Genomic DNA, 23,715 nt, shown 5'->3' with positions numbered 1-23,715 from the left:
AAACGGAGGTCCTATGAAACGATTAAGTCTGGCCGTGTTAACCCTGTTAGCCTGTACCGGGGCGCAGGCCGCCAGTGAGAAAGTGGAAATGAATCTGGTCACCGCACAAGGTATTGGGCAATCCATCGGTGAGGTGACCATTAATGAAACCGATAAAGGGCTGGAGTTTACGCCGGATCTGAAAGCGTTGCCGCCGGGCGAGCATGGTTTTCACATTCACGCGAATGGCAGTTGCGAACCGGCGATGAAAGACGGTAAAGCATCTGCCGCAGAAGCCGCGGGCGGGCACTTCGACCCCCACCAAACCGGCAAGCACGCCGGGCCAGACGGTGAAGGGCATTTAGGCGACTTGCCCGTACTGGTGGTCAACAACGAAGGGAAAGCCGTTATTCCTGTGACCGCATCACGCCTGAAATCCCTCAATGAAATCAAAGATAAGGCGCTGATGATCCACGTTGGCGGCGATAATATGTCCGATCAGCCAAAACCGTTGGGCGGCGGCGGGGCACGGTTTGCCTGTGGTGTCATTAAATAATCAGGTTGTCAGCGTTCCTTCTGGCGGCGCCTGCTCGAGTTGTGACAGCGAGCAGTGTAGCCGCCAGAGAAGAGCGGCCAGTTCCTGCGCGGCAGGCTGCGGGTGACGCGAAAGCGTTTCGCAGATGCGCAGCAGTTCCGCCAGGGACGCCGCCAGCGGCCGCTGTTGTACGCCGCGCTCGCTCATCACGTCACGCAACAAAGCGATACAGATATCTCTCACCCGCGACAGCGGATCGGAACGCGATTCCCAGGCGCGCAGCTGCCAGACAACGTGTGAACAGTTCAGTAACACCACTCCCCATCGCAGAAGCCAGCGCCTCGCCAGCGCGTCCTGGCTGTTGCTTAACTGGCTGACGTGGTGATAAGTCAGCGACTCAAACTCATGTTCGCTGAGTGAGGGGCGACGGCTTAACTGATCGACAAAATCGCGACGCAGCGCGCGGATATGCCGCCGGCTTTTACGCGCATCAGAACCGGGACGCAGAATGGCGAATGCCAGCCATGACAGGGCGACGCCAACAATTTTGGCCGTATTATCGTTAAGGAAATCGGCAAAGTCATAAACGGGCGGGTTCGTCACCGCGATAAATGAGCCCATAAATACAATCAATTGTCCCCACAGGCCCGCCAGCTTTGGCATTTGCAGTTTGAACAGTTGCATGGTGACGAGTAACGGAAACAGGAACAGCAAAAATTGCCAGAGATCGCTGATCTGGACCATCAAACCAAACTTCACCACAAAGCTGAACAACGACAGTAACACCAGCGTACGCATCAGTAGCGACAGCGATTTAAACGGTGTCGCCACTACCGAATAGAGCACACAACTGATGGCGGCCAGCGTGAGCGCCCCCGAGCCCGATTCCCACTGCGCGCCGATACTCCACGCGCCGATAGCCATTAGCGTAGCGAAGGTGCGCAGGCCGCTCCAGATAGCCTCCGCGCTGTCAGTATGGCGCGCAAGGGCTGGGACCCGCGGGATGCTGATGTGCGCCTGTAGCGTGTCTGTTTCCAGTAGCCGTAGCTGGCGGCTGCTTTGCAGATAAAGACGGCAAAAATAGCGCAGCCGCTGCCAGAAGGCGACGTGACGAAAATCTGATCTATCTGGCGGTGCAAGCGGGGCAAAGATCCTGGCAACGGTATAGCTGTCAGTTTGCGGTCGGGCCAGGGCGAGCAGTAGCGCCTCAATAATCTCCCGGCTATTGGCGGGCGGATTGGGCCAGTTCAGCAACATTCTTCGCAGGCTGGAGATGACGCTGGTGAGACGCAGTTGCTGGTGCAGCAGGGCATTAAGCAGCGCGTTCTGTCGACGAAAGCGGTAATGGCTCCAGAACGCCTGGATACGCAATAAGTTCATCGTCAGTATTTGCCCGATCACCCCTTCGTGAGCGGCGCGAATGGCATCGGTTGTGTCCGGTTGCCACAGCAAACTCGCATGTTCCAGCAGGCGCGCATGCATCTTCTTCAGCGCCGTCAACAGGGCGGTGCCGTCTGAGGTACTGGGCAGGATCATCATCATCATGCCGCCGCATAAAATCCCGACAATCACTTCGCAGACTCGCGCCTGGGCGATATCCCACAGTTGGGTTATTTCGACAATGTTTACCATTGGAAAGGCGATAATCGCCGCCGTGTAGCCCGCCAGTTGAAAGGCGTAAGCGACATTATTGCTGAAATACGCGCAGGCCCAGGTACAAAAGCCGATCCACGCCGCCATGCTAAGCAGAAAAAGCCACGGTTCATTAAGGGTGTGTCCGGCGAGAATCAGCGCAGCGGTAGCGCCAAGCAGGCTCCCCGCGATACGGCCCAGGCTTTTACTGATCACGCCGCCCACGGTCGGGAAGCTGACAACCGCAGCGGAGGTCATCGCCCAGTAGGGTTCATCGAGATTCAGGTAATAGGCAAAGGTCAGCGCCAGGCACATGGCAAGGGTGTTACGCAGCGCATAGCGCCATTGTCCGGCGGTGGCTTTCAGCCATGGCGTATTGCGCAGGGAGAGACGAGGGAGCGTCATTTACTGCCCAATCGCCACACTGCAGGTGGTGCCAGAGACAAGCGTCAGGTCTTTCGGCAATGCGTTAAATTCAATCCGCACTGGCACCCGCTGCGCCAGCCGAACCCAGGGCACATTGGGTTTAATGTCTGGCACCAGACCTGAATCACTTTCCACGCTCTGGTCGTAAATGGCACGACCGATACTGGAAACGTGACCCTGTAACTTTACGTTGCCGCTATAAAGCGTTATTTGCGCAGGCGCGCCAGGACGAATGTGGCGTAATTTGGTCTCTTCAAAATACCCCATCACGTAAAAAGAGTGGCTGTCGACCAGCGCAAACAGCGGCTGTCCGGTGGCGGCGAAATCCCCCGTTCGGGTGGAAAGGTTGGTGATCCAGCCGGAAACCGGGGCGCGTACTTCCGTCTGACTGAGCTGCCACTGGGCCTGTTTCAGCGTTGCCTGGGCGACGCCAACGCTTGCTTGCATGGCTTTGACATTCAGGTTAGCCGTGTCAAGCTCCTCGGCGGAGATTACATTACGGGTTAAATGGCGACGGCGGTTGGCTTCGTTATTGGCTTTAGCCAGATCGGACTGTGCTTTTGCCAGTTGAGCTTGCGCATTGAGCTCTGCGATATGAAAAGGTGTTTTGTCGATGCTGAACAGCAGGTCGCCGGCGTGAACAAACTGGTTATCTTTCACTTTCAGGTCGACGATCGCCCCGGATACCTGCGGGGTAACGCTGACCTGTTCGGCTCTGACTTTACCGTCACGCGTCCAGGGAGACTGCATGTAATAATTCCACATCCACCAACCGGCGAGCACCGCGGCAGTGGCGATGACGATCGTCGAAAAATATTTTAACGTTTTGAGTGACATAATCAGAACACCACCAACAATAACAGGCCAGCGCAAACGCACAGGGCAAAAAGAGAGAGATCCAGCAACAAAGGATGCCAGTATTCGCCGGAATAGAGACGGTCGCGCAGAAGGCGATGAATGAACAGCCACAGGATAAAGCCCAGCGCAAAGGCTTTGAAAAGGGGAGGGAAATAAATGGATGCGCCAATCACCATGTCTTGTAAGGGCATTCCCGTTGCATTAAGTGCGATGGTCACAGCAAAAATCCTTTGCGTCAGGTCGCGTTACTACAGGTTTAGCAAAAAAAACCTCAGAACGCGCTTTTTTCGCGTAATGTCTGAAAAATATGTCAACACGTAAGCAAATGCAGCAATACATTTGTTTTAGGAATGCAAATGCTGCACACTATTCTAAAATCAGTATAATATCTTAGCAAGCTAATTATAAGGAGATGAAATTGGAATCGCCATTAGGTTCTGATCTGGCACGGTTGGTGCGCATTTGGCGTGCTTTGATAGACCACCGTCTTAAGCCTCTGGAGTTGACGCAGACACACTGGGTAACGCTGCATAATATTCACCAATTGCCGCCCGATCAATCACAGATTCAATTGGCAAAAGCGATCGGCATTGAACAGCCATCACTGGTACGTACGCTGGATCAGCTCGAAGAAAAAGGCCTGATTTCACGACAGACGTGCGCCAGCGATCGCCGGGCAAAACGTATCAAGCTGACTGAAAAGGCTGAACCGCTGATTGCCGACATGGAAGCGGTCATCAACAAAACGCGTGGTGAAATTCTGGAAGGGATTTCAACGCAGGAAATTGATCTGCTGATTAAACTCATCGCCCGACTTGAGCGCAATATTATCGAGTTACAGTCGCGAGACTGAGGTGGGGAGACGTGTGGCCAGCCCTGACCACACGTAATTCGTTTAGCGCGGAGAGACGGTAACCTGACGACCGTTGCTTGCCAGCACCACGCGCTGACCCGCAGAGAAACGGGTGTTACCCTGTTTCTGTACGACCATGATGGTATTTCCATCATCCTTACGGATTTCCAGTTCCACGCCCTGGGTTTTATTCATCGCACCCTGAACGCTCTGGCCTGCGACGCCGCCGGCGACTGCGCCTGCTGCGGTAGCCAGTGAACGGCCCGTACCACCGCCAACGGTGTTACCCAGGAAACCACCGAGAACCGCACCCCCGATCGCACCGATCACGTTTTCATCGTTACCCGCCTGAATCTGAACCGGACGAACGTTTACGATGGTACCGTAAGTGACGTTCTGCACTTGTTTTGCTTCCGAAGCGGTATACACATCACCTGAAAGGCTATCGGTGTTAGCACAGCCCACTAAGGACAGGCCAGCCAGTGAAACGATCAGCACACGTTTAATCATTTAAAATCTCCTGTTCACCATGAAACGCCATCCAGGCATCTCCCATGGTTCAATTATATGGCATTTGTGCGTTTGAGGTCACATATTCTGTCCAGACTAAACAGAAATCATAATAACAGGCTCGTTAACCAACTTTAAACGAACTATTCAGTCAGTTTATTAAACAGGACGCTATACGGAATTTCGGAACAAAACGTTAATGAAGCGTAGCATTGCACGCGGGTTTATGATGGAGTGTGACGCAAAGTCAGGCTTAATAAGGAACAGGTATGAAATCGGGCCGCTATATTGGCGTGATGTCAGGCACCAGCCTCGATGGTGTTGACGTGGTACTGGCGACGATAGATGACACAATGGTGGCGCAACAGGCGAGCGTGAGCTGGCCGATGCCCGTCGCGCTTAAACACGCGATTCTCGACATTTGCGAGGGACAGCCCCTGACCCTTTCCCGGTTAGGCCAGCTTGATGTGCAACTTGGCCAACTCTTCGCTGACGCGGTTAACGGACTGCTTGCTCAGGAAAAGCTTCGCCCTCAGGACATTGTGGCGATTGGCTGTCACGGGCAAACGGTATGGCATGAGCCGACGGGCGCATTCCCGCATACGATGCAGATAGGCGATAACAACCAGATTGTGGCGCGCACCGGTATCACGGTGGTGGGCGATTTTCGCCGTCGGGATATCGCGCTGGGCGGACAGGGCGCGCCGCTGGTCCCTGCTTTTCACCAGGCGCTGCTGGCGCATCCGACGGAGCGGCGAATGGTGCTCAATATCGGCGGAATCGCCAATCTCTCGCTGTTGATACCGGATCAGCCGGTGCGCGGGCATGACACCGGGCCCGGCAATATGCTGATGGATGCCTGGATCTGGCGGCAGTGTGCGAAGCCATATGATAAAGATGCTGAATGGGCGCGCGGCGGAACGGTAATCATTCCTCTGCTGCAGGCGATGCTCAGCGATCCGTGGTTCGCGCTGCCTGCGCCGAAAAGTACCGGGCGGGAGTATTTCAACTATGGCTGGATCGAACGTCAACTGGCGGCCTTTCCCGGCGTGAAAGCGCAGGACGTACAGGCGACGCTTACCGAGCTGACCGCGGTGACAATTTCTGAACAAGTGTTGCTGAACGGGGGTTGCGACCGTCTGATGGTGTGTGGCGGAGGAAGCCGCAACCCGCTGCTGATGGCGAGGTTGGCTGCGTTACTGCCGGGAACGGAAGTGACCACCACCGATACCGCGGGCGTCAGCGGTGATGATATGGAAGCGTTGGCTTTCGCCTGGCTGGCGTGGCGAACGGTAGCCGGACTGCCGGGTAATTTACCGTCGGTGACCGGCGCGCGCGAAGCGAGTGTGCTGGGCGGGATTTTTCCGGCTAACCCGCGAACTCAGAGTTAACTGAATTTTTCTGGCGGCGTCTGACGTTACAATCGGAACATTAGGGAGGGTATTTTCACCCTCCATGACCAGGAAAGTCTTCAGGATACGGCTATGAAAAAACTCTTACTCCTCTGCCTTCCGCTTATGCTGTCAGGCTGCAGCGTCTATAACCAGTTTGTCGAGCGGATGCAAACGGACACGCTGGAATACCAGTGCGACGAAAAACCACTAACCGTAAAATCGAATAACACCCGCCAGGACGTTAGCTTTATTTATGATAATAAGCTGCTGACTCTCAAGCAGGGCGTATCAGCCTCCGGCGCGCGGTACACCGACGGCATTTATGTTTTCTGGTCGAAGGGCGACAGCGCCACCGTTTATAAGCGCGACCGCATCGTGTTGAATAACTGTCAGTTACAAAACCCGAAGCGTTGAGATTTTCAACAGGGCGGCGCACAATAGCGCCACCCACTGACAATCCGTAGCGAACACCATGTCTGATAACGACGAATTGCAGCAAATCGCGCACCTGCGCCGTGAATACACAAAAGGTGGCCTGCGTCGCCACGATCTCCCCGCTGAACCATTAACCCTTTTCGAACGCTGGCTGGCTCAGGCATGTGAAGCCAGACTGGCCGATCCCACTGCGATGGTCGTCGCCACGGTCGATGAAAATGGCCAACCGTACCAGCGTATCGTCCTCCTCAAGCACTATGACGAAAAAGGGTTGGTCTTTTACACCAACCTCGGAAGCCGTAAAGCGCATCAAATTGAAAATAATCCGCGCGTCAGCCTGCTGTTCCCGTGGCATATGCTGGAACGTCAGGTGATGGTTATCGGTCAGGCAGAACGGTTGTCGACGCTCGAAGTGATCAAGTATTTCCACAGCCGTCCGCGAGACAGCCAGATAGGCGCCTGGGTCTCTAAGCAGTCCAGCCGAATTTCCGCACGCGGGATCCTCGAAAGCAAATTCCTTGAGCTGAAACAGAAGTTCCAACAGGGCGACGTACCGCTGCCCAGCTTCTGGGGCGGATTCCGCATCAGCATCGAGCAAATGGAGTTTTGGCAGGGTGGTGAGCACCGTCTGCATGATCGCTTTCTCTATCAGCGGGAAAATAACGCGTGGAAAATTGATCGGCTCGCCCCGTAAACCCCGAAAATGTTGTTTTAAGCGCTAGCGCTGCGTGCCCCGGCGCTTTATTCTATAGAGCTTTCGCGTCTGGCGAAAAGTCGTGTACCGGCAAAGGTGCAGTCGTTTTATACATGGAGATTTTGATGGCAAGCAGTAACTTGATTAAACAATTGCAAGAGCGGGGGCTGGTAGCCCAGGTGACGGACGAGGAAGCGTTAGCAGAGCGACTGGCGCAAGGCCCGATCGCGCTCTATTGCGGCTTCGATCCTACCGCTGACAGCTTGCATTTGGGGCATCTGGTTCCCTTGTTATGCCTGAAACGCTTCCAGCAGGCTGGTCATAAGCCCGTCGCGCTGGTTGGCGGCGCAACGGGTCTGATTGGCGACCCGAGCTTCAAAGCCGCCGAGCGTAAACTGAACACGGAAGACACCGTTCAGGAGTGGGTAGACAAAATCCGTAAACAGGTTGCGCCGTTCCTCGATTTCGACTGCGGCGACAATTCCGCCATCGCAGCGAACAACTATGACTGGTTCGGCAACATGAACGTGCTGACCTTCCTGCGCGATATCGGTAAGCATTTCTCCGTTAACCAGATGATCAACAAAGAAGCGGTGAAGCAGCGCCTGAATCGTGACGATCAGGGTATCTCGTTTACCGAGTTCTCCTACAATCTTCTGCAAGGTTACGATTTTGCCTGCCTGAATAAACTTCACGGCGTGACGCTGCAAATTGGCGGTTCGGACCAGTGGGGCAACATTACTTCCGGTATCGACCTGACCCGTCGTCTGCATCAGAACCAGGTGTTCGGGCTGACCGTTCCGCTGATCACCAAAGCCGATGGCACCAAGTTTGGTAAAACCGAAGGCGGCGCAGTGTGGCTGGATCCGAAGAAAACCAGTCCTTACAAATTCTACCAGTTCTGGATCAACACCGCCGATGCCGATGTGTATCGCTTCCTGAAATTCTTCACCTTTATGGATATCGAAGAGATCAACGCGCTGGAAGAAGAAGACAAAAACAGCGGCAAAGCGCCTCGCGCCCAGTACGTGCTGGCTGAGCAGGTGACGCGTCTGGTCCACGGTGAAGAAGGTCTGGTGGCGGCGAAACGCATCACAGAGAGCCTGTTCAACGGGACGCTGAGCGATCTGAGCGAAGCGGACTTCGAACAGCTTGCGCAGGACGGCGTTCCGATGGTTGAGATGGAAAAGGGCGCGGATCTGATGCAGGCGCTGGTGGATGCCGAGCTGCAGCCTTCTCGCGGTCAGGCGCGTAAAACTATCGCCTCGAACGCGATCACCATTAACGGCGCAAAGCAGTCCGATCCGGAGTATGTCTTCGCGGAAAGCGATCGTCTGTATGGCCGCTACACGCTGCTGCGTCGCGGCAAGAAGAATTACTGTCTGGTGTGCTGGAAGTAACAATAAGTCAGCAGGGGCGTGGGAAACTACGCCCCTTTCTTTTTTCAGGGTTGTGGTAAGCAAAAAATGAAGAATATCCTCGCCATCCAGTCCCATGTGGTTTTTGGACATGCTGGCAACAGCGCTGCGGAGTTCCCAATGCGCCGCCTCGGCGCCAACGTCTGGCCCCTCAATACGGTACAATTCTCTAATCACACGCAGTACGGCAAATGGACGGGGTGTGTTATGCCACCGTCGCATCTGAGCGAAATTGTGCAGGGTATCGCCGATATCGATCAGCTCAAGCGCTGTGATGCAGTGCTGAGCGGTTATCTGGGATCTGCGGAGCAAGGTGAGCATATTCTGGGGATCGTCCGCCAGGTGAAAGCGGCGAATCCGGCGGCAAAATATTTTTGCGACCCGGTCATGGGACACCCGGAAAAGGGCTGCATCGTGGCGCCAGGCGTCGCTGAGTTTCACGTTCGTCATGCGCTTCCCGCAAGCGACATCATTGCGCCTAACCTGATTGAGCTGGAAATCCTGTGCGAACATGCGGTGAACAGCGTAGAAGACGCTGTCACGGCAGCCCGTGAGTTAATCGCGCAGGGTCCACAGATTGTCCTGGTGAAACATCTGGCGCGCGCAGGCTTCAGCATGGAGCGTTTTGAAATGCTGCTGGTAACGGCAGAAGAAGCCTGGCACATCAGCCGTCCGTTGGTCGATTTCGGCACGCGCCAACCGGTGGGGGTTGGCGACGTCACCAGTGGTTTGCTGTTGGTAAAACTGTTGCAGGGAGCAACCCTTCAGCAGGCGCTGGAACATGTCACCGCGGCGGTGTATGAGATTATGATCGCGACCCGGGAAATGCAGGAATATGAACTGCAGGTGGTGGCGGCGCAGGATCGTATCGCCAGACCAGAGCACTATTTCAGCGCGACCCGCTTATAAGCGGTTGTCGTAACGTAGGCCGGGTAAGCGTTAGCGATACCCGGCTACACAGCCAGTCCGGCTATTTCAACCCTTCCGCCTTAAGCGCCGCGGCAATGGCCGGACGTTCTGCCGCTCGCTGCATATACCCTGCAATATGGCTTAAGCTCGCCATATTCAGCTTCACCGCACTTGCCCAACGCAATACGGTAAAAAGATAAGCGTCGGCAATGGTAAAACGCTGACCGCAAATCCACTGACCCTCTTTGAGTGATTCATCGACGTATTGCAGTTTTTTCTCCAGCAAAGCGCGGACGGCGGGTTTGTACTCTTCTGGCGTATCCGGGCGAAACAGCGGGGTGAAGCCTTTGTGCAGCTCAGTAGCGATATAGTTAAGCCATTCCAGCGTTTTATAACGTGAAATACTGCCCACCGGCGCCAGCAGTTGGCGATCCGGCACGCTGTCTGCGAGATACTGCATGATCGCCACGCCTTCCGTCAGCAAAGTGCCATCGTCAAGCAATAGCGCCGGAACTTGCCCTTTTGGGTTAACCGCGAAAAAGTCATCGCCGTTTTCCAGCCGCTTTTTCATCAAGTCCACCCCTTCAAGGGTGAAATCTTTGCCGCTCTCGCGAAGGGTAATATGGGAAGCAAGAGAACAGGCGCCTGGCTTATAGAACAGTTTCATCGGTTACTCCTTTCAACTGAGGTTTACCGTATCCTAGTGCGAGAGCGAACAAAAAAAAAGCCGCTAACGCAAAGTTAGCGGCTCTCGTTTGTGTTTCCCAACGTCTTACGCGGTAGCGGTTTTAGACGCTTTCTGGTCGTTGTTGTCGTCCAGGGTCATGCGGTTCAGCTTCGGCGCAGTAAGCAGCATCAGCGCTGCGATAACGGCGGTAGCCACACCAATCTGCAGGAAGACGCGACCGTATACTTCGAGAGACATCAGCGGGTCGGTAACGTTTTCTGGTACAGCCATCATGTTCGCGACGTAACCGCCGATGATATTCGCGCCAGCGGTCGTCAGGAACCAGCTCCCCATGATGAAGCCCATCAGACGCTGCGGAACCAGTTGCGCCACCATCGCCAGACCCAGACCGGAGATCATCAGTTCACCGATACTTTGCAGGCCGTAGCAAATAATCAGCCAGTTAACGGAGACGATGCCTGCGTCGGTGGCGAATTTCGCACCCAGCGGCAGCACGAGGAACGCACCGGAGCAGAGCACCATACCCAGCGCGAATTTCATCGGCATCGGCAGGGTGTCGCCCATTTTGTTATAGATAGCGGCGAGGATCGGGCTACCGATGATGATCCAGAACGGGTTCAGCGCCTGATACTGTTCCGGCTCGAACGCGATACCCAGAATGGAGTGCTCAACGTTACGGATCGCGAAGAAGTTCAGCGAGGTTGGCATCTGGCTGTACAGAACGAAGAAGATGATCGCTTCCAGCATCAGAATGAAGGCGACAATCATTTTGCGGCGTGCCGCGCCCTGCATGGAAAAGGCTTCTTTCGCAAAAATAATCACGATACCGAGGGCGATCACGCCCAGCGCCATGCGCGCGATTTCCTGGTTGTGAAGCAGCCAGGTCGCAACGGCGATCAGCGCGACAACGCCAACAATGGTCAGCAGCAGGTTGCGATAGTTGACAGGCTCGAAGTCAGGTTTCGAACCGTAGTTTTTCACCCAGCGCTGGCAGAAGGCGAAGTTAACAACGGTGATCAGCATACCGACAACGCTCAGTGCAAACGCGGTGCTCCAGCCGTAACGCGCAGCCAGCCATGGTGTCGCCAGCATGGAGAAGAATGAACCGATGTTGACGGACATGTAGTACATGGTAAATGCGCCATCAAGACGCGGGTCATCTTTGGCATAGCAGGTAGACAGCAGGGAAGACGGGTTGGCTTTAAACAAGCCGTTACCCACTGCAATGGCTGCCATCCCCATATAAACGATCCCGGCATCGTGACCGGACCAGGCGACCAGCGCATAACCAATAGCCAACACGATCGCACCAAGCATAATCACGCGCTTGGTGCCCAGTACTTTATCCCCTAACCAACCACCAATGGCGACCAGACCGTAAACCAGGGCGCTAAAGGAGGAGAACAGGGTGATAGAATCCGCTTCAGACATACCCAGTTGTTTAACCAGGTAAACGGCCATGATCCCTTGCAGGCCGTAATAACCAAAACGCTCCCAGAGCTCAATCGAGAAGATGAGATAGAACGCTTTCGGTTGTTTGAAAGCGTTCAGACTGACGCTTTCCGTTGGTTTATTGTTTGCAGTAGACACTTATACCTCTTTTTTTACATCCCATATTAACGGGGGTGTTCTGTCACGTGATGCGTCTTACGCAGCCGTGAAATTGTTATAGTGGGAGGGGAAACGGCAAGTAATGTTCACTATCTTGCACTTTCAGACAAGTCCTTTGTAATAATCTGTTACATATATCTGAAGTGGTGAATTCAACGGGCATAAGAAATGTTATCCAGCGTTAAATTTCTTTAATCGTAAAAAGGCAGATTTTTACGCTAATGAAGAGGGCGTGAAAGGGACCGGTGGCAATATGTTCTGCTATTTGACGATTAAGGCAGTGATATAGGCCAATATCTGAAAAATAGCCAGTGTATTGTATTGTCAATAAAAGTTTTGAGCGGGGCATTTGCAGCTGAATTTAACCAGAATGAATAAAATAATTTACATAGGGTTATCAGTTTGATCGCGATCACAATTGGATAGAAATTTTTGCTATCAAAAAAATGATTAACCTGGATAAGTGTTTAAACACCCGCATATTCCATTAGGGTCTGGATGTCAGGCGATAGGATTGTCGGCAACGAACCGGACATGGAGAGGATAACAAAGGGTTATGACGGGGCGGGCTGACGCCCCGGTCGGTCAAAAGTCGACTTTGTCTTTGTATTCGCAAAGATCTTCAATAATGCAGGAGCCGCAGCGCGGTTTACGCGCAATGCAGGTGTAGCGGCCATGCAGAATCAGCCAGTGATGGCAGTCAACTTTAAACTCTGCGGGAACCACTTTCAGCAGCTTTTCTTCTACCTGCTCAACGTTTTTACCTGGCGCGAACTGGGTTCGGTTACAGACGCGGAAAATATGCGTATCTACGGCGATGGTGGGCCAGCCAAATGCGGTGTTAAGCACGACGTTAGCGGTCTTGCGACCAACGCCCGGCAGAGCTTCCAGCGAAGCGCGATCTTCGGGTACTTCACCCTGATGTTTTTCCAGCAAGATACGGCAGGTTTTGATGACGTTTTCGGCCTTGCTGTTAAACAAGCCGATTGTCTTGATGTATGACTTAACGCCCTCCACGCCAAGCGCGAGCATGGCGGCAGGGGTATTGGCGACCGGGTAAAGCTTCGCGGTGGCTTTATTAACGCTCACGTCGGTGGCCTGGGCCGACAGCAGGACCGCGATCAACAGTTCAAAAGGCGAATTGAAGTTCAGTTCCGTTGTCGGGTGCGGATTGTTGTCACGCAAGCGGGTTAAAATTTCCAGCCGTTTCGTTTTGTTCATGAGGCATTCCCTGTTTCGCCAGAGGGCAGTTCCGTTGCGACCGCCACGCTGGCGCGGCGTTTTTTCATTTTCTCGTCAATAAGGTATTTCACTGCCAGCATCAGGCCAAGCCCAATGAAGGCGCCCGGCGGCAACATCGCCAGCAGGAAAGGGGAATCGGTGTGGAAAATTTCAATCCGCAGCACTTTCGCCCAGCTTCCCAGCAGGCTGTCCGCGCCGTCAAACAGGGTGCCGTTACCGAGGATCTCACGCAGTGACCCCAACACGAACATCGCGCCAGTGGCGCCCATGCCGATAGCGAAACCGTCAAGCGCCGAAAGCGCCGGTCCTTTCTTCGCCGCAAAAGCTTCCGCGCGGCCCACCACGATGCAGTTGGTCACGATAAGCGGAATAAAGATGCCTAACGACTGGTATAGACCATAGGCATAGGCGTTGATCAGCATCTGCACGGCGCTCACCACCGACGCGATGATCATGACATAAATCGGGATACGAATTTCCGCTGGCGTCCAGCGGCGTAACGCTGAAACGGTCAGGTTGGTGAGCGTCAGCACCAGTGTAGTGGCAAGTCCCAGGCCCAACGCATTGGTTGCCGTTGAGGTCACCGCCAGCAGAGGGCATAAGCCCAACAGCTGAACCAGCGCGGAGTTGTTTTTCCATAACCCCTGGACAATAACGTCTTTGATTTCGCTCATGGTCTATTCTCCACAGGCGGGAAGGTGTGAAAGTTGCGCGGGCAACGTTTGTGCATAAAGTCCAGCGCGCTTCACGGCGTTAACCACTGCGCGAGGCGTAATGGTCGCGCCAGTAAACTGGTCAAAGTCGCCGCCATCTTTTTTTACTGCCCAGCGACTGTCGTTTGCGCCCTGGATCGATTTACCGCTGAAATGCGTGATCCAGTCTGACAAGCGCCGTTCGATTTTATCGCCCAGCCCTGGCGTTTCGTGATGTTCGGTAACCCGCGTGCCTAAAACCGTGCCGTTGAAGTCTGCGCCAACCAGCAGTTGAATCGCGCCGGAGTAACCATCAGGCGCCGTCGCTTCCATTACCGCCGCGACGGGAGTGCCGTTTTTCTCGGCGATATAAACGCGGTGCTCGCCTTTCCCCAGCGCCGGGGCGCTAACGATGAAACAACGGTTCTGTAGCTGATTGTTATAGCGATCGGCGGGCAGCACCTGATCAAAAAGCGCTTTTTGCTGGAGAGCGGCCTGCTCGTCGATGGTCGTTTTGGTCATCATATTGATGGCGGCGGTCAGTCCGGTTGAGCCTGCTGCAAACAGCGCCAGCGTGATGCCATGTTTACGAATCGTTTTCAGCATGGATTATCCTTTGCGATGGCCATACACCCGCGGACGGGTGTAATAATCGATCAGCGGAACCGTAATATTCGCCAGCAGCACGGCGAAGGCTACGCCATCCGGATAACCGCCAAAGCTGCGGATGAGCCAAACCAGCAGCCCCGCAAGCGCGCCGAACACCAGACGACCCCGATTTGTGGTCGAGGCCGTTACCGGATCGGTCAAAATAAAGAACGCGCCGAGCATGGTCGCACCGGAAAGCAGGTGGATTGACGGTGAGGCCAGGGCGTCGGGGGCGAAAAACCAGCCCAGCGTTGCGCAGACACTTAACGAGAGCAGAAAGCTGACCGGAATATGCCAGCGAATCGCTTTTTTCCACAGCAACCAGACACCGCCAGCCAGCCACGCCAGATTGACCCACTGCCAGCCCACACCCGCAAACGCGCCGCGGTAAATAGGGTATTGCTGGATCTGGTCAACAGAGCGCCCCGCATGCAGCGCAGTTTTAAAGGTATCCAGCGGCGTGGCCTGACTGATCCCGTCAATGCCCATCCGCAAGCTATTCATATCGTTACCGCTGGCGGTATGACCGGTCAGGATCACCTGAAGCGCATCCATCAGGCCTGGCGATAGCGCGGCAATCTCATGTGGCGGTAGCCAGCTTGTCATCTGAACGGGGAAGGAGATGAGCAGGACAACGTAGCCAATCATTGCCGGGTTAAACGGATTCTGACCCAGGCCGCCATACAGCTGTTTGGCGATAATCACGGCGAAAACGGTACCGAGAACCCCCATCCACCAGGGGGCCAGCGGCGGAATACTGACGGCCAACAGCAATCCGGTCAACACAGCGGAATTGTCTTTTAAAACGGACAGAACCGGCTGTTTACGCAGTCTGAGCACCGCGGCTTCTGCGAGAACGGCGCTGATGCCTGCAAGCACAATCTGAAAAAGCGTGCCCCAGCCAAAAAACCACAGCTGTGCGGCAATACCCGGTACGGCGGCGAGTAAAACCAGCAGCATAATGCGTGATGTCTGACGCTGGTTATGCGTGTAAGGAGAACTTGCGATTCTGAATACCATTTATTCCTCGTTGACAACCTGCTGCTGAGCGGCTTTTTTCGCTTTCGCGCGGGCAATGGCGGCTTCAACCGCCGCTTTACGCGGATCGACCGGTTCGGCGGGCGCGGCCTGTTGGTCTGTTGCCTGCTGCGCCAGCTTACGCGCTTTCGCGCGGGCAATGGCGGCTTCAACCGCCGCTTTACGCGGATCGACCGGTTCGGCGGGCGCGGCCTGTTCGTCCGTTGCCTGCTGTGTCAGCTTACGCGCTTTCGCGCGGGCAATGGCGGCTTCAACCGCCGCTTGACGCGGGTCCACCGGCTCGGCAGGCGCGGCCTGTTCGTCCGTTGCCTGCTGCGCCAGCTTACGCGCTTTCGCGCGGGCAATGGCAGCCTCAACCGCCGCTTTACGCGGGTCCACCGGTTCGGCGGGCGCGGCCTGTTCGTCCGTGGCCTGCTGTGTCAGCTTACGCGCTTTCGCGCGGGCAATAGCGGCTTCGACCGCCGCTTTACGCGGGTCGGTATCCGTGGTGACACTATTTTCCGCCTGTTTTGCGCGCGCCTGAGCCTTACGCGCTTCCCGGGCGGCAATGACCGCGCTGTTATCCGGTTTTTCCCCGGCCTGGATGATAACCGGCTGAGTTGCCTGAGCTTGTTTTTGTTTCACTCGCGCAAGGGCTGCAGTGATGGCGTCCTGGTCTTTCGCCGCTGGCTGGACCGCCGCTTTTTTATGGCGCTCAAGGCGTGCCGCTTTTTCGCGTTCCAGACGCGCCTGACGTGCTTCAAATCGCGCTTTGGCTTCCGCCGCCCGTTTTTCTTCCTGGCTTATGGCGTTCAGTTCGGCTTTTTCCTGACGGAAATATTGCACCAGGGGAATATTGCTCGGGCATACCCATGCGCAGGCGCCGCATTCAATGCAGTCAGCAATGTTGTGCGCGGTGGCTTTATCATGCTGCTGCCCTTTACTGAACCAGTAAAGCTGTTGCGGCAGTAGATCGGCCGGGCAGGCGTCCGCACAGGCGCTGCAGCGAATACAGCCTTTTTCTTCCTGGGGTTCGCCCATTTCGGTTGCGGAAGGCGCCAGCAGACAGTTAGTGATTTTGACCACCGGCACATCGAGCCAGGGCAGAGTGAAGCCCATTAGCGGGCCGCCCATGATCACCATTTGATCGGCTGAAGGGCAGAATCCCGCGTCGTTCAGAAGATGACGCACCGGCGTACCCAGTCGCGCCCAGACGTTGCCGGGGCGACTGACGGCTTCGCCTGTCAGCGTCACCACGCGTTCGGTAATGGGTTCACCATCAATTACCGCACGTTTAACGGCATAGGCGGTACCGACGTTTTGCATCAGCACGCCGATATCGGAAGAACGACCGCCGTGGGGCACCTGTTTGCCGGTCAGGATCTGGGTAAGTTGTTTCGCGCCGCCTGAGGGATATTTAGTGGGGATCACGCGCAGGGAGATGTCATGAGCGTCGGCCAACACGGCGCGCAACATCGAAATGGCCTGCGGTTTGTTATCTTCAATACCAATCAGAACCTCGCGTGGCTGGAGGATATGCGCAAGGATGCGGATCCCCTCGACGACCTGCGCGGCACAGTCCTGCATCAGGCGATCGTCAGCGGTAATGTAAGGTTCACATTCCGCCGCGTTGACGATCAGCGTTTCGATTTTATCGCCGCCGCCCTGCAGTTTTACGCCGGTTGGGAAGCCCGCGCCGCCAAGACCCGCAACGCCATACTGGTGGATGCGGGTGATTAATTCTTCGCGACTATGCGAGGTGTAATCCGACCAACCATCACGCTCAATCCAGCGGTCTTCGCCGTCGGCATCGATGATCACGCTCAGTTCAGCGAGGGCAGAGGGATGGGCGGTGGAGTGCGGGGCAATTGCCGCTATCGTACCGGAGGTGGGCGCATGTACCGGCAGCATTTTTCCGCGCCCACGGGTTAACGGCTGTCCCCGCAATACGTGCTCACCGACAGCAACGCACAGTTCGCCCTCGGCGCCAATGTGCTGTTTTAGGGGAATAACGAAGCGCTGCGCCAGGGGGACCTGACGCAGCGGCGTTCCGTTGGACTGCGATTTCATTTCTGGCGGATGAATACCGCCATCGAAATCCCAGATCTTATTTTTTCTGAAAGCAGAGAATAACTTAAGCATGTTGTTCCACGGGGATAATGCGCACGGGGATCGTGTTTAAATCCCACTTCCAACTGTCAGGCGTCTCGGCGACCGGGCGCAGTTCGATACACTGTGTCGGGCAAGGATCGACGCAGAGATTGCAGCCGGTACAGAGATCGCTCATCACCGTGTGCATGGCGCGCGTCGCACCGACAATCGCGTCAACAGGGCAGGCCTGAATGCACTTCGTGCAGCCGATACAGTTGGCTTCATCAATTACGGCCAGCATACGCACAGGCGCAATGGCCTGTTCATCGCCGTCTATCGGCTGCGGATCGACATTCAACAGTTCAGCGATTTTAAGCATCACCGCTTCGCCGCCGGGCGCACAGCGGTTGATTTTCTCACCCTGGCTACCGATAGCTTCCGCGTAGGGACGACAGCCGGGGTAACCGCACTGCCCACACTGGCTTTGCGGTAAAATTTCATCAATTTTTTCGACGACCGGATCATCTTCCACCGCATAGCGGCGGGAGGCATAGCCCAGAATGGCGCCGAACACCAGGCCCAGCAGGCTCAAGGCGGCAACGGCAATCCAGAAAGCATTCATTACAACTTCACCAAACCACTAAAGCCCATAAAGGCCAGAGACATTAGCCCTGCCGTGATCAACGCAATCGCGTTACCGCGAAAGGGGGCAGGGACATCCGCCACGGCGAGGCGCTCGCGAATGGCGGCAAACAGCACCATGACCAACGAAAAACCGACGGCGGCGGAAAATCCGTACAGCGCCGACTGTAAAAAAGTGTGACCAAGGTTGATATTCAGCAGCGCGACGCCCAGTACTGCACAGTTGGTGGTGATCAACGGTAAGAAAATCCCCAACAGGCGATAAAGCGCCGGGCTGGTCTTACGCACCACCATTTCGGTGAACTGTACAACAACCGCGATAACCAGAATAAAGGCCAGCGTGCGCAGATAAATCAGATTGAGCGGAATCAGGATCCAGGTATCAATCAGCCATGCGCAGATCGAGGCCAGGGTCATCACGAACGTCGTTGCGAGGCCCATCCCCATGGCGGTTTCCAGTTTTTTGGACACCCCCATAAACGGACAAAGCCCCAGAAACTTCACCAGTACAAAGTTATTGACCAGCACAGTTCCGATAAACAGCAGCAGGTAATCAGTCATATTTCGGCCTGAAATAAAAAAGCCGCCTATTATCTGACAATCTACAGCAGGCGACAACAGGTTAACTGTATGGTTATTACGGGTTCACGAAAGTCGATTTCACGCGCGCAGAGCGTTTGAAATAGGGCACCAGCAGTGCTGCCGCCAACAGCGGAAACAGCAGTTGACGCACGGCAAGAGCATCGGGCACGGGCGAAAAGGCAAAGGATTTGATCGCCAGCAAAACCGACACCAGCAACCAGACAATATAGTGCTTTGGCACACAACGTCTGCGCTTAAAGAAAGCAATCGTCAACCACAGGGTGTAATACCACATGGCGATCGCGGTAAGAAAAGAAACGCCCCATAAAACCAGATTGCCCCCGCTTTGTTCTGACAACATTCTGAACGTTTGCGGCGTTGCGAGCGCCGTAGCGTAAAGAAAAAGGGCCAGTGAAGCACTTAACAACGCGACTAAAAGCCAGGCCAGTGGGCCAAGTAACCAGCCTCCAATGCGTTGTGCCGGGGTTGTGGTCATAAAATCTCCGGAATTGCCAGACGTACCGTTCTTTTTGGGGCGGTTATTATAAAGCTTTTGCTGGCAAGCGCTACTTTCTTATTGGACGTAACGCCAGACGGACTTTGGCACCTGACCCACATCAAACAGGCGACCGCCGGATACCAGTTCCGCGCGACGGTGATCGGCAGCGCGATACATATTGATGATGTCCCGATCGTCGGTAAGCGTGTAATGGAGATGGTCAAACAACTTTTCCAGACTTTCAAGTGAACTAATTTTGCGGAATTTTAATAAATAATCCTGAACGGTCATAAACAGGGATCCCTAATATAAAAATAATGCCTATTGAGTTGCGAACGTAAAAAAAATAAACAAACGATCCCTGACCAGCTCGCCCGGGATACCAATGCAAAATAAGTGTTTTCTTAACAGCTAAAGCCGTGCCAGACGGCACTGGCCAGAAGGTTATCCTGCTTCATTGAAACTGGCAATATGCGCAGGCGCGGTAAGCGGCAGATTTACCTTTTTCAGATACTTTTTCAGCCTTTTCTGTATTTAAAAGCCCGTTGCTGAACGCCAGACGACGCAAGCCGCCTGGCGGGAGAGCATCATTTTTTCTGAACGACTGCGGTTTGCTCTGGCGGCTGGTAATTATCAATATGATTAGCCACGCCCAGCAGCACCACGGAAAATGCAAGAACCACCCAACCCGTTAATTCGATAATACGATTGATCACTGACGACATTTGCTTTGATTTATCCTTAAACACAGACGGCGAATTTTACTTAGCGAAAGTTAAGCCAGCAAGGGTTTCGGGAACGGTTTCAGTCACTTTATTACCCCGGACGGCGCTTAAATGACGGTTGTTTGACTTAAGTTAACTCTTCGCCTTTCTGCTGCGGGGCGAAGTAAACTATTGTTAGACGATTATGGATAGTGTGAAATGGTCACAGACTGAAACGAGAGGCAACATGATGAGTGACAATATCCGCGTAGGATTGATTGGCTATGGATACGCCAGCAAGACGTTCCACGCGCCGTTAATTGATGGTACACCCGGTCTGGAACTGGCCGTCATTTCCAGCAGCGATGCAGCCAAGGTGAAGGCGGACTGGCCTGCCGTGGCCGTTGTCTCTGAGCCAAAGCATTTGTTTAACGACCCCAATATTGACCTGATTGTCATTCCCACCCCTAACGACACCCATTTCCCGCTGGCGAAAGCCGCACTGGAAGCCGGTAAGCATGTGGTGGTTGATAAGCCTTTTACCGTGACACTGTCACAAGCTCGCGAACTGGATGCGTTGGCGCGCAGCTTTGGACGGGTGCTTTCCGTCTTTCATAACCGCCGTTGGGACAGCGATTTTCTGACCCTGAAAGCGATGCTGTCAGAGGGCGTGCTGGGGGAAGTGGCCTATTTTGAGTCTCACTTTGACCGCTTCCGCCCGCAGGTCCGCGATCGCTGGCGCGAACAGGGCGGGCCAGGTAGCGGTATCTGGTACGATCTGGCGCCGCATCTGCTGGATCAGGCAATCAACCTGTTTGGTCTGCCGGTCAGTATGACCGTCGATCTGGCGCAACTGCGTCCGGGGGCGCAGTCAACCGACTATTTTCACGCCACGCTCTCTTATCCCCAGCGCCGGGTGATTTTGCATGGAACGATGCTGGCGGCAGCGGAATCGGCGCGCTATATCGTACACGGTTCGCGGGGGAGCTATGTGAAATATGGCCTTGACCCGCAGGAAGAGCGGCTGAAAAACGGCGAGCGTCTGCCACAGGAAGACTGGGGCTACGACATGCGCGACGGCGTGCTTACCCGCGTGGAAGGCGAAACGCGCGTCGAAGAGACCTGGCTGACCGTTCCGGGGAATTATCCGGCGTATTACGCCGGGATCCGCGACGCGCTGAACGGTAATGGAGAAAACCCGGTACCTGCAAGCCAGGCGATTCAGATTATGGAATTGATTGAGCTTGGTATTGAGTCGGCTAAACACCGTTCGACGCTGAGTCTGACGTAAGATCTATCTGCCCGGCGGCGCTATCGCCCGCCGGGCAGGCTTATGCAGTAGGCCGGATAAGGCATCACCGCCATCCGGCACCGTCCTTTACGCTGCCGCCACTTTTTCGCGCAGCGCCTGTTTTTCCTGCGCACTCAGAAAAGCGATTTCCAGACCGTTGATCTGCGCCTGGCGAATCTGTTCGCGCGTCAGACCCGCGGCCGGCGCCGCGACGGTATATTCATGAATAATATCTACGCCCTGTACTGCCGGATCGTCGGTGTTCAGACTGGCCAGTACGCCGTGCTCAAGGAAAGTTTTCAGCGGATGCGCCGCCAGCGATGCCACGGTGCTGGTCTGTATATTTGATGTCAGGCAGGACTCAATTCCGATGCGCTGCTCCGCAAGAAAGTCCATCAACGCAGGATCCTCAACGGCTTTCACGCCGTGTCCGATGCGCTCTGCGCCCAGCTCACGAATTGCCTGCCAGATGCTTTCCGGGCCCGCGGCTTCTCCCGCATGAACGGTAATGCGCCACCCGGCGTCACGGGCCCGGTTAAAATGCGACAGGAACAAACTGCCCGGAAAGCCCAGTTCATCTCCGGCGAGATCCAGCGCGGTGATCTGATCGCGGTGCGCCAGAAGCGCCTCGAGCTCTTGCAAACAGGCGGCTTCGCCAAAAGTGCGGCTCATGATGCCAATCAAACGCGCCGACACGCCGAAGGCTTCGCAACCTTCGCGTACACCCGCGATGACCGCTTCCACCACGCCCGCGATCGGGAGGTTATGCGTCATGGCCATATAACCCGGAGAAAATCGCAGTTCAACGTAGTGCAGGCCATTTCGGGCGGCATCTTCAATGTTCTCGAACGCCACGCGGCGGCAGGCCTCCAGGGAGCCTAATACTTTGACTCCCCAGTCCAGCTTAGAGAGGAAACTGACCAGATCGGGTTCCGTCGCGGTCACCTGAACATGAGGGATCAACGTGTCGAGCGTCTGGGCTGGAAGCGTCAAATTGAACTGGCGACCAAGGTCGAGGATGGTCTGGGCGCGGATGTTGCCATCCAGGTGGCGATGAATGTCAGTTAACGGCAGGGAAGTATCAATCATGGTCGCACTCATTATTTGAATAGAAAAGTGCGCGCTATTATAAAAACAAATCCCGGTGAAAAGCTATGTTGCGCAATGATTAATTTCATTGCGCAACGGTGCGTTAGCGGACGGAACGAATCGCCTTTATCAGACCGGAGACGCCTTGTTCAAGTTTCGAACGCGGGCAACCGGCATTTAAACGCACAAAGCCGCGACCCTCATCGCCATAGGTAAAGCCGGGCATAATGGCGATTTTTTGCTGATGAATAAGCGCAGACTGCAACGCATGATCATCAATCTTCAGCGAACGCAGATCGATCCACGCCAGATACGTTGACTGCGGCGGTTGCCAGGCCAGTTCCGGAAAGGCGCCGTTAAGCGTATCGGCAACATAACGCAAATTATCCTTCAGGTAACCGCGAAGCGCATCCAGCCAGGGCGCGCCTTGCTCGTAGGCTGCGATGTGCGCGGTCAGCGCCAGGACGGCAGGCGACGACAGACCATCGCGACCTTTTAGCGCATTGAGATAACGAGTGCGGCTCTGTTCATCTTGTATCAGGCCATACGCGCCAGTAAGCGCCGGAATATTGAAGCTCTTCGAGCCGGAGGTAAACAGCGCCCAGTTGCCGCTCGCCACGTTGCACCAGGGAATGTGCGGCTGTTCTCCCCACACCATGTCCATATGAATTTCATCGGAAATAACCCGAACGCCGTGGCGCTCGCACAGCGCCGCCAAGATCTCCAGTTCACCGCGCGTCCAGACTTTACCGGTCGGGTTGTGCGGGCTGCACAGCAACAGAATTTTACTCTCCGGTCGCGCCAGCGCCGCTTCCAGTTTATCCCGATCGCAGATCCATCCCGCACGGGGGTTTTCCAGGGCGACGGGAATCACGGTGCGCTGATTGCCCTCTATAGCTTTGTAAAAAGCGTCATAGGCAGGCGTATGGACAACCACGCCGTCACCCGGCGCGGACCACTGGCGAATTAATTCCGACACCATATAGATCACCGAGGGGCCATACACCAGCGAACCGGTGTCGATCTCGGTGTTGTGTCGTTGATCGAACCAGGAGGCGATGGCGCCGAGAAACGCATCATTTTGCCAGCGGCTGTAGCCCAGTACGCCGTGAGTGAGGCGCTGGTGCAGCGCCTCCAGGATACAGGGCGCCGTCGCGAAATCCATATCGGAAATGGTAAACGGCAGCAGATCGGCAGAACCAAAACGGTCGGCAACGTAATCCCATTGGGTGCACCAGGTTCCATGCCTGTCAACAACGGTTGAAAAATCGAACAT

The 23,715-nt window shown here is 55.1% G+C and carries 25 protein-coding genes and 1 pseudogene; 8 read left to right on the top strand and 18 right to left on the bottom strand.

Going from position 1 to position 23,715, the window contains the following annotated elements; genetic code table 11:
- The first annotated feature begins 13 nt into the window (after window positions 1–13).
- A complete protein-coding gene (gene sodC / locus JY391_RS11800; protein WP_211934351.1) occupies window positions 14–535 on the top strand; it encodes a superoxide dismutase [Cu-Zn] SodC in 522 nt (173 codons plus the stop codon).
- Here sodC and JY391_RS11795 read toward each other — a convergent pair.
- The 3 genes and pseudogenes from JY391_RS11795 to JY391_RS11785 form a co-directional block, all read right to left on the bottom strand.
- Window positions 478–2,551, bottom strand: a pseudogene (locus JY391_RS11795) (FUSC family protein). The gene sodC and the pseudogene JY391_RS11795 sit on opposite strands and share 58 nt — an antisense overlap.
- A complete protein-coding gene (locus tag JY391_RS11790; RefSeq protein ID WP_042282784.1) occupies window positions 2,552–3,409 on the bottom strand; it encodes an efflux RND transporter periplasmic adaptor subunit in 858 nt (285 codons plus the stop codon).
- 2 nt (window positions 3,410–3,411) lie between these two features.
- Window positions 3,412–3,648, bottom strand: coding sequence for a DUF1656 domain-containing protein (locus tag JY391_RS11785; protein ID WP_120714876.1), 237 nt, complete (start codon window positions 3,646–3,648; stop codon window positions 3,412–3,414).
- A gap of 194 nt (window positions 3,649–3,842) precedes the next feature.
- Here JY391_RS11785 and slyA point away from each other — a divergent pair, with 194 nt between their 5' ends.
- Entirely contained in the window at window positions 3,843–4,283 is a 441-nt protein-coding gene (gene slyA, locus JY391_RS11780) for a transcriptional regulator SlyA (protein WP_082636795.1), read from the top strand.
- A gap of 42 nt (window positions 4,284–4,325) precedes the next feature.
- Here the strand turns inward: slyA and slyB are convergent, their stop codons facing one another.
- Entirely contained in the window at window positions 4,326–4,793 is a 468-nt protein-coding gene (slyB, locus tag JY391_RS11775) for an outer membrane lipoprotein SlyB (protein WP_042282788.1), read from the bottom strand.
- A 269-nt stretch (window positions 4,794–5,062) separates the two neighbouring features.
- Between slyB and anmK the strand changes: the two genes are divergently transcribed.
- The 5 genes from anmK to pdxY all read left to right on the top strand — a co-directional run bounded on the left by anmK (window position 5,063) and on the right by pdxY (window position 9,643).
- Window positions 5,063–6,184 carry an anhydro-N-acetylmuramic acid kinase gene (gene anmK, locus JY391_RS11770; RefSeq protein ID WP_211934349.1) on the top strand — a complete coding sequence of 374 codons (1,122 nt, stop codon included), beginning with the start codon at window positions 5,063–5,065 and terminating at the stop codon, window positions 6,182–6,184.
- A gap of 93 nt (window positions 6,185–6,277) precedes the next feature.
- Window positions 6,278–6,601, top strand: coding sequence for a C-type lysozyme inhibitor (gene mliC / locus JY391_RS11765; protein ID WP_042282791.1), 324 nt, complete (start codon window positions 6,278–6,280; stop codon window positions 6,599–6,601).
- A gap of 58 nt (window positions 6,602–6,659) precedes the next feature.
- Window positions 6,660–7,316 (top strand): pyridoxamine 5'-phosphate oxidase, encoded by a 657-nt coding sequence (gene pdxH, locus JY391_RS11760; protein ID WP_042282794.1) that lies wholly within the window; start codon window positions 6,660–6,662, stop codon window positions 7,314–7,316.
- 125 nt (window positions 7,317–7,441) lie between these two features.
- Window positions 7,442–8,716, top strand: coding sequence for a tyrosine--tRNA ligase (tyrS, locus tag JY391_RS11755; RefSeq protein WP_042282796.1), 1,275 nt, complete (start codon window positions 7,442–7,444; stop codon window positions 8,714–8,716).
- Between the two features lie 66 nt (window positions 8,717–8,782).
- Window positions 8,783–9,643: a pyridoxal kinase PdxY gene (gene pdxY / locus JY391_RS11750; protein ID WP_211934348.1), complete on the top strand. Its 861-nt coding sequence runs from the start codon at window positions 8,783–8,785 to the stop codon at window positions 9,641–9,643.
- 61 nt (window positions 9,644–9,704) lie between these two features.
- Here the strand turns inward: pdxY and gstA are convergent, their stop codons facing one another.
- From gstA to blr, 12 genes are all read right to left on the bottom strand, one after another.
- Complete coding sequence (gstA, locus tag JY391_RS11745) at window positions 9,705–10,310, bottom strand: glutathione transferase GstA (RefSeq protein WP_200033149.1); 606 nt, start codon at window positions 10,308–10,310, stop codon at window positions 9,705–9,707.
- Between the two features lie 105 nt (window positions 10,311–10,415).
- Window positions 10,416–11,921 carry a dipeptide/tripeptide permease DtpA gene (dtpA, locus tag JY391_RS11740; RefSeq protein ID WP_042282802.1) on the bottom strand — a complete coding sequence of 502 codons (1,506 nt, stop codon included), beginning with the start codon at window positions 11,919–11,921 and terminating at the stop codon, window positions 10,416–10,418.
- A 606-nt stretch (window positions 11,922–12,527) separates the two neighbouring features.
- Window positions 12,528–13,163 (bottom strand): endonuclease III, encoded by a 636-nt coding sequence (nth, locus tag JY391_RS11735; RefSeq protein WP_211934347.1) that lies wholly within the window; start codon window positions 13,161–13,163, stop codon window positions 12,528–12,530.
- Window positions 13,160–13,858, bottom strand: a complete 699-nt coding sequence (locus JY391_RS11730) for an electron transport complex subunit E (protein WP_042282805.1) — start codon at window positions 13,856–13,858, stop codon at window positions 13,160–13,162. The genes nth and JY391_RS11730 overlap by 4 nt, the downstream gene beginning before the upstream one ends.
- A 3-nt stretch (window positions 13,859–13,861) precedes the next feature.
- The gene (rsxG, locus tag JY391_RS11725) at window positions 13,862–14,482 is read right to left on the bottom strand and encodes an electron transport complex subunit RsxG (protein WP_042282807.1); all 621 of its coding nucleotides are present in this window, start codon (window positions 14,480–14,482) and stop codon (window positions 13,862–13,864) included.
- 3 nt (window positions 14,483–14,485) lie between these two features.
- Window positions 14,486–15,544: an electron transport complex subunit RsxD gene (gene rsxD / locus JY391_RS11720; RefSeq protein WP_060569708.1), complete on the bottom strand. Its 1,059-nt coding sequence runs from the start codon at window positions 15,542–15,544 to the stop codon at window positions 14,486–14,488.
- Window positions 15,545–17,683, bottom strand: coding sequence for an electron transport complex subunit RsxC (gene rsxC / locus JY391_RS11715; protein WP_211934346.1), 2,139 nt, complete (start codon window positions 17,681–17,683; stop codon window positions 15,545–15,547).
- The gene (rsxB, locus tag JY391_RS11710) at window positions 17,676–18,254 is read right to left on the bottom strand and encodes an electron transport complex subunit RsxB (RefSeq protein ID WP_042282812.1); all 579 of its coding nucleotides are present in this window, start codon (window positions 18,252–18,254) and stop codon (window positions 17,676–17,678) included. The genes rsxC and rsxB overlap by 8 nt, the downstream gene beginning before the upstream one ends.
- Window positions 18,254–18,835, bottom strand: a complete 582-nt coding sequence (gene rsxA, locus JY391_RS11705) for an electron transport complex subunit RsxA (protein ID WP_042282814.1) — start codon at window positions 18,833–18,835, stop codon at window positions 18,254–18,256. Before rsxA ends, rsxB begins: the two co-directional genes overlap by 1 nt.
- Before the next feature lie 76 nt (window positions 18,836–18,911).
- The gene (locus JY391_RS11700) at window positions 18,912–19,352 is read right to left on the bottom strand and encodes a DUF2569 domain-containing protein (RefSeq protein ID WP_042282816.1); all 441 of its coding nucleotides are present in this window, start codon (window positions 19,350–19,352) and stop codon (window positions 18,912–18,914) included.
- A 78-nt stretch (window positions 19,353–19,430) separates the two neighbouring features.
- On the bottom strand, window positions 19,431–19,646 hold the full coding sequence (gene ydgT, locus JY391_RS11695; RefSeq protein WP_042282818.1) for a transcription modulator YdgT: 216 nt from the start codon (window positions 19,644–19,646) through the stop codon (window positions 19,431–19,433).
- Between the two features lie 296 nt (window positions 19,647–19,942).
- Window positions 19,943–20,068 carry a division septum protein Blr gene (blr, locus tag JY391_RS11690; protein ID WP_042284684.1) on the bottom strand — a complete coding sequence of 42 codons (126 nt, stop codon included), beginning with the start codon at window positions 20,066–20,068 and terminating at the stop codon, window positions 19,943–19,945.
- A gap of 241 nt (window positions 20,069–20,309) precedes the next feature.
- Between blr and JY391_RS11685 the strand changes: the two genes are divergently transcribed.
- Window positions 20,310–21,350: an oxidoreductase gene (locus tag JY391_RS11685; RefSeq protein ID WP_042282820.1), complete on the top strand. Its 1,041-nt coding sequence runs from the start codon at window positions 20,310–20,312 to the stop codon at window positions 21,348–21,350.
- Between the two features lie 87 nt (window positions 21,351–21,437).
- On the opposite strand, the gene add is transcribed toward JY391_RS11685, so the two are convergent.
- Together add and JY391_RS11675 are read right to left on the bottom strand one after the other, a co-directional pair.
- Window positions 21,438–22,439, bottom strand: coding sequence for an adenosine deaminase (gene add / locus JY391_RS11680; protein ID WP_199957312.1), 1,002 nt, complete (start codon window positions 22,437–22,439; stop codon window positions 21,438–21,440).
- Window positions 22,440–22,542: 103 nt separating this feature from the next.
- Window positions 22,543–23,715 carry a MalY/PatB family protein gene (locus JY391_RS11675; RefSeq protein ID WP_211934345.1) on the bottom strand — a complete coding sequence of 391 codons (1,173 nt, stop codon included), beginning with the start codon at window positions 23,713–23,715 and terminating at the stop codon, window positions 22,543–22,545.

The sequence above is a fragment of the Citrobacter sedlakii genome (assembly GCF_018128425.1).
GTDB lineage: Bacteria > Pseudomonadota > Gammaproteobacteria > Enterobacterales > Enterobacteriaceae > Citrobacter_A > Citrobacter_A sedlakii.
This window is presented reverse-complemented; position numbering and strand designations above follow the sequence as displayed.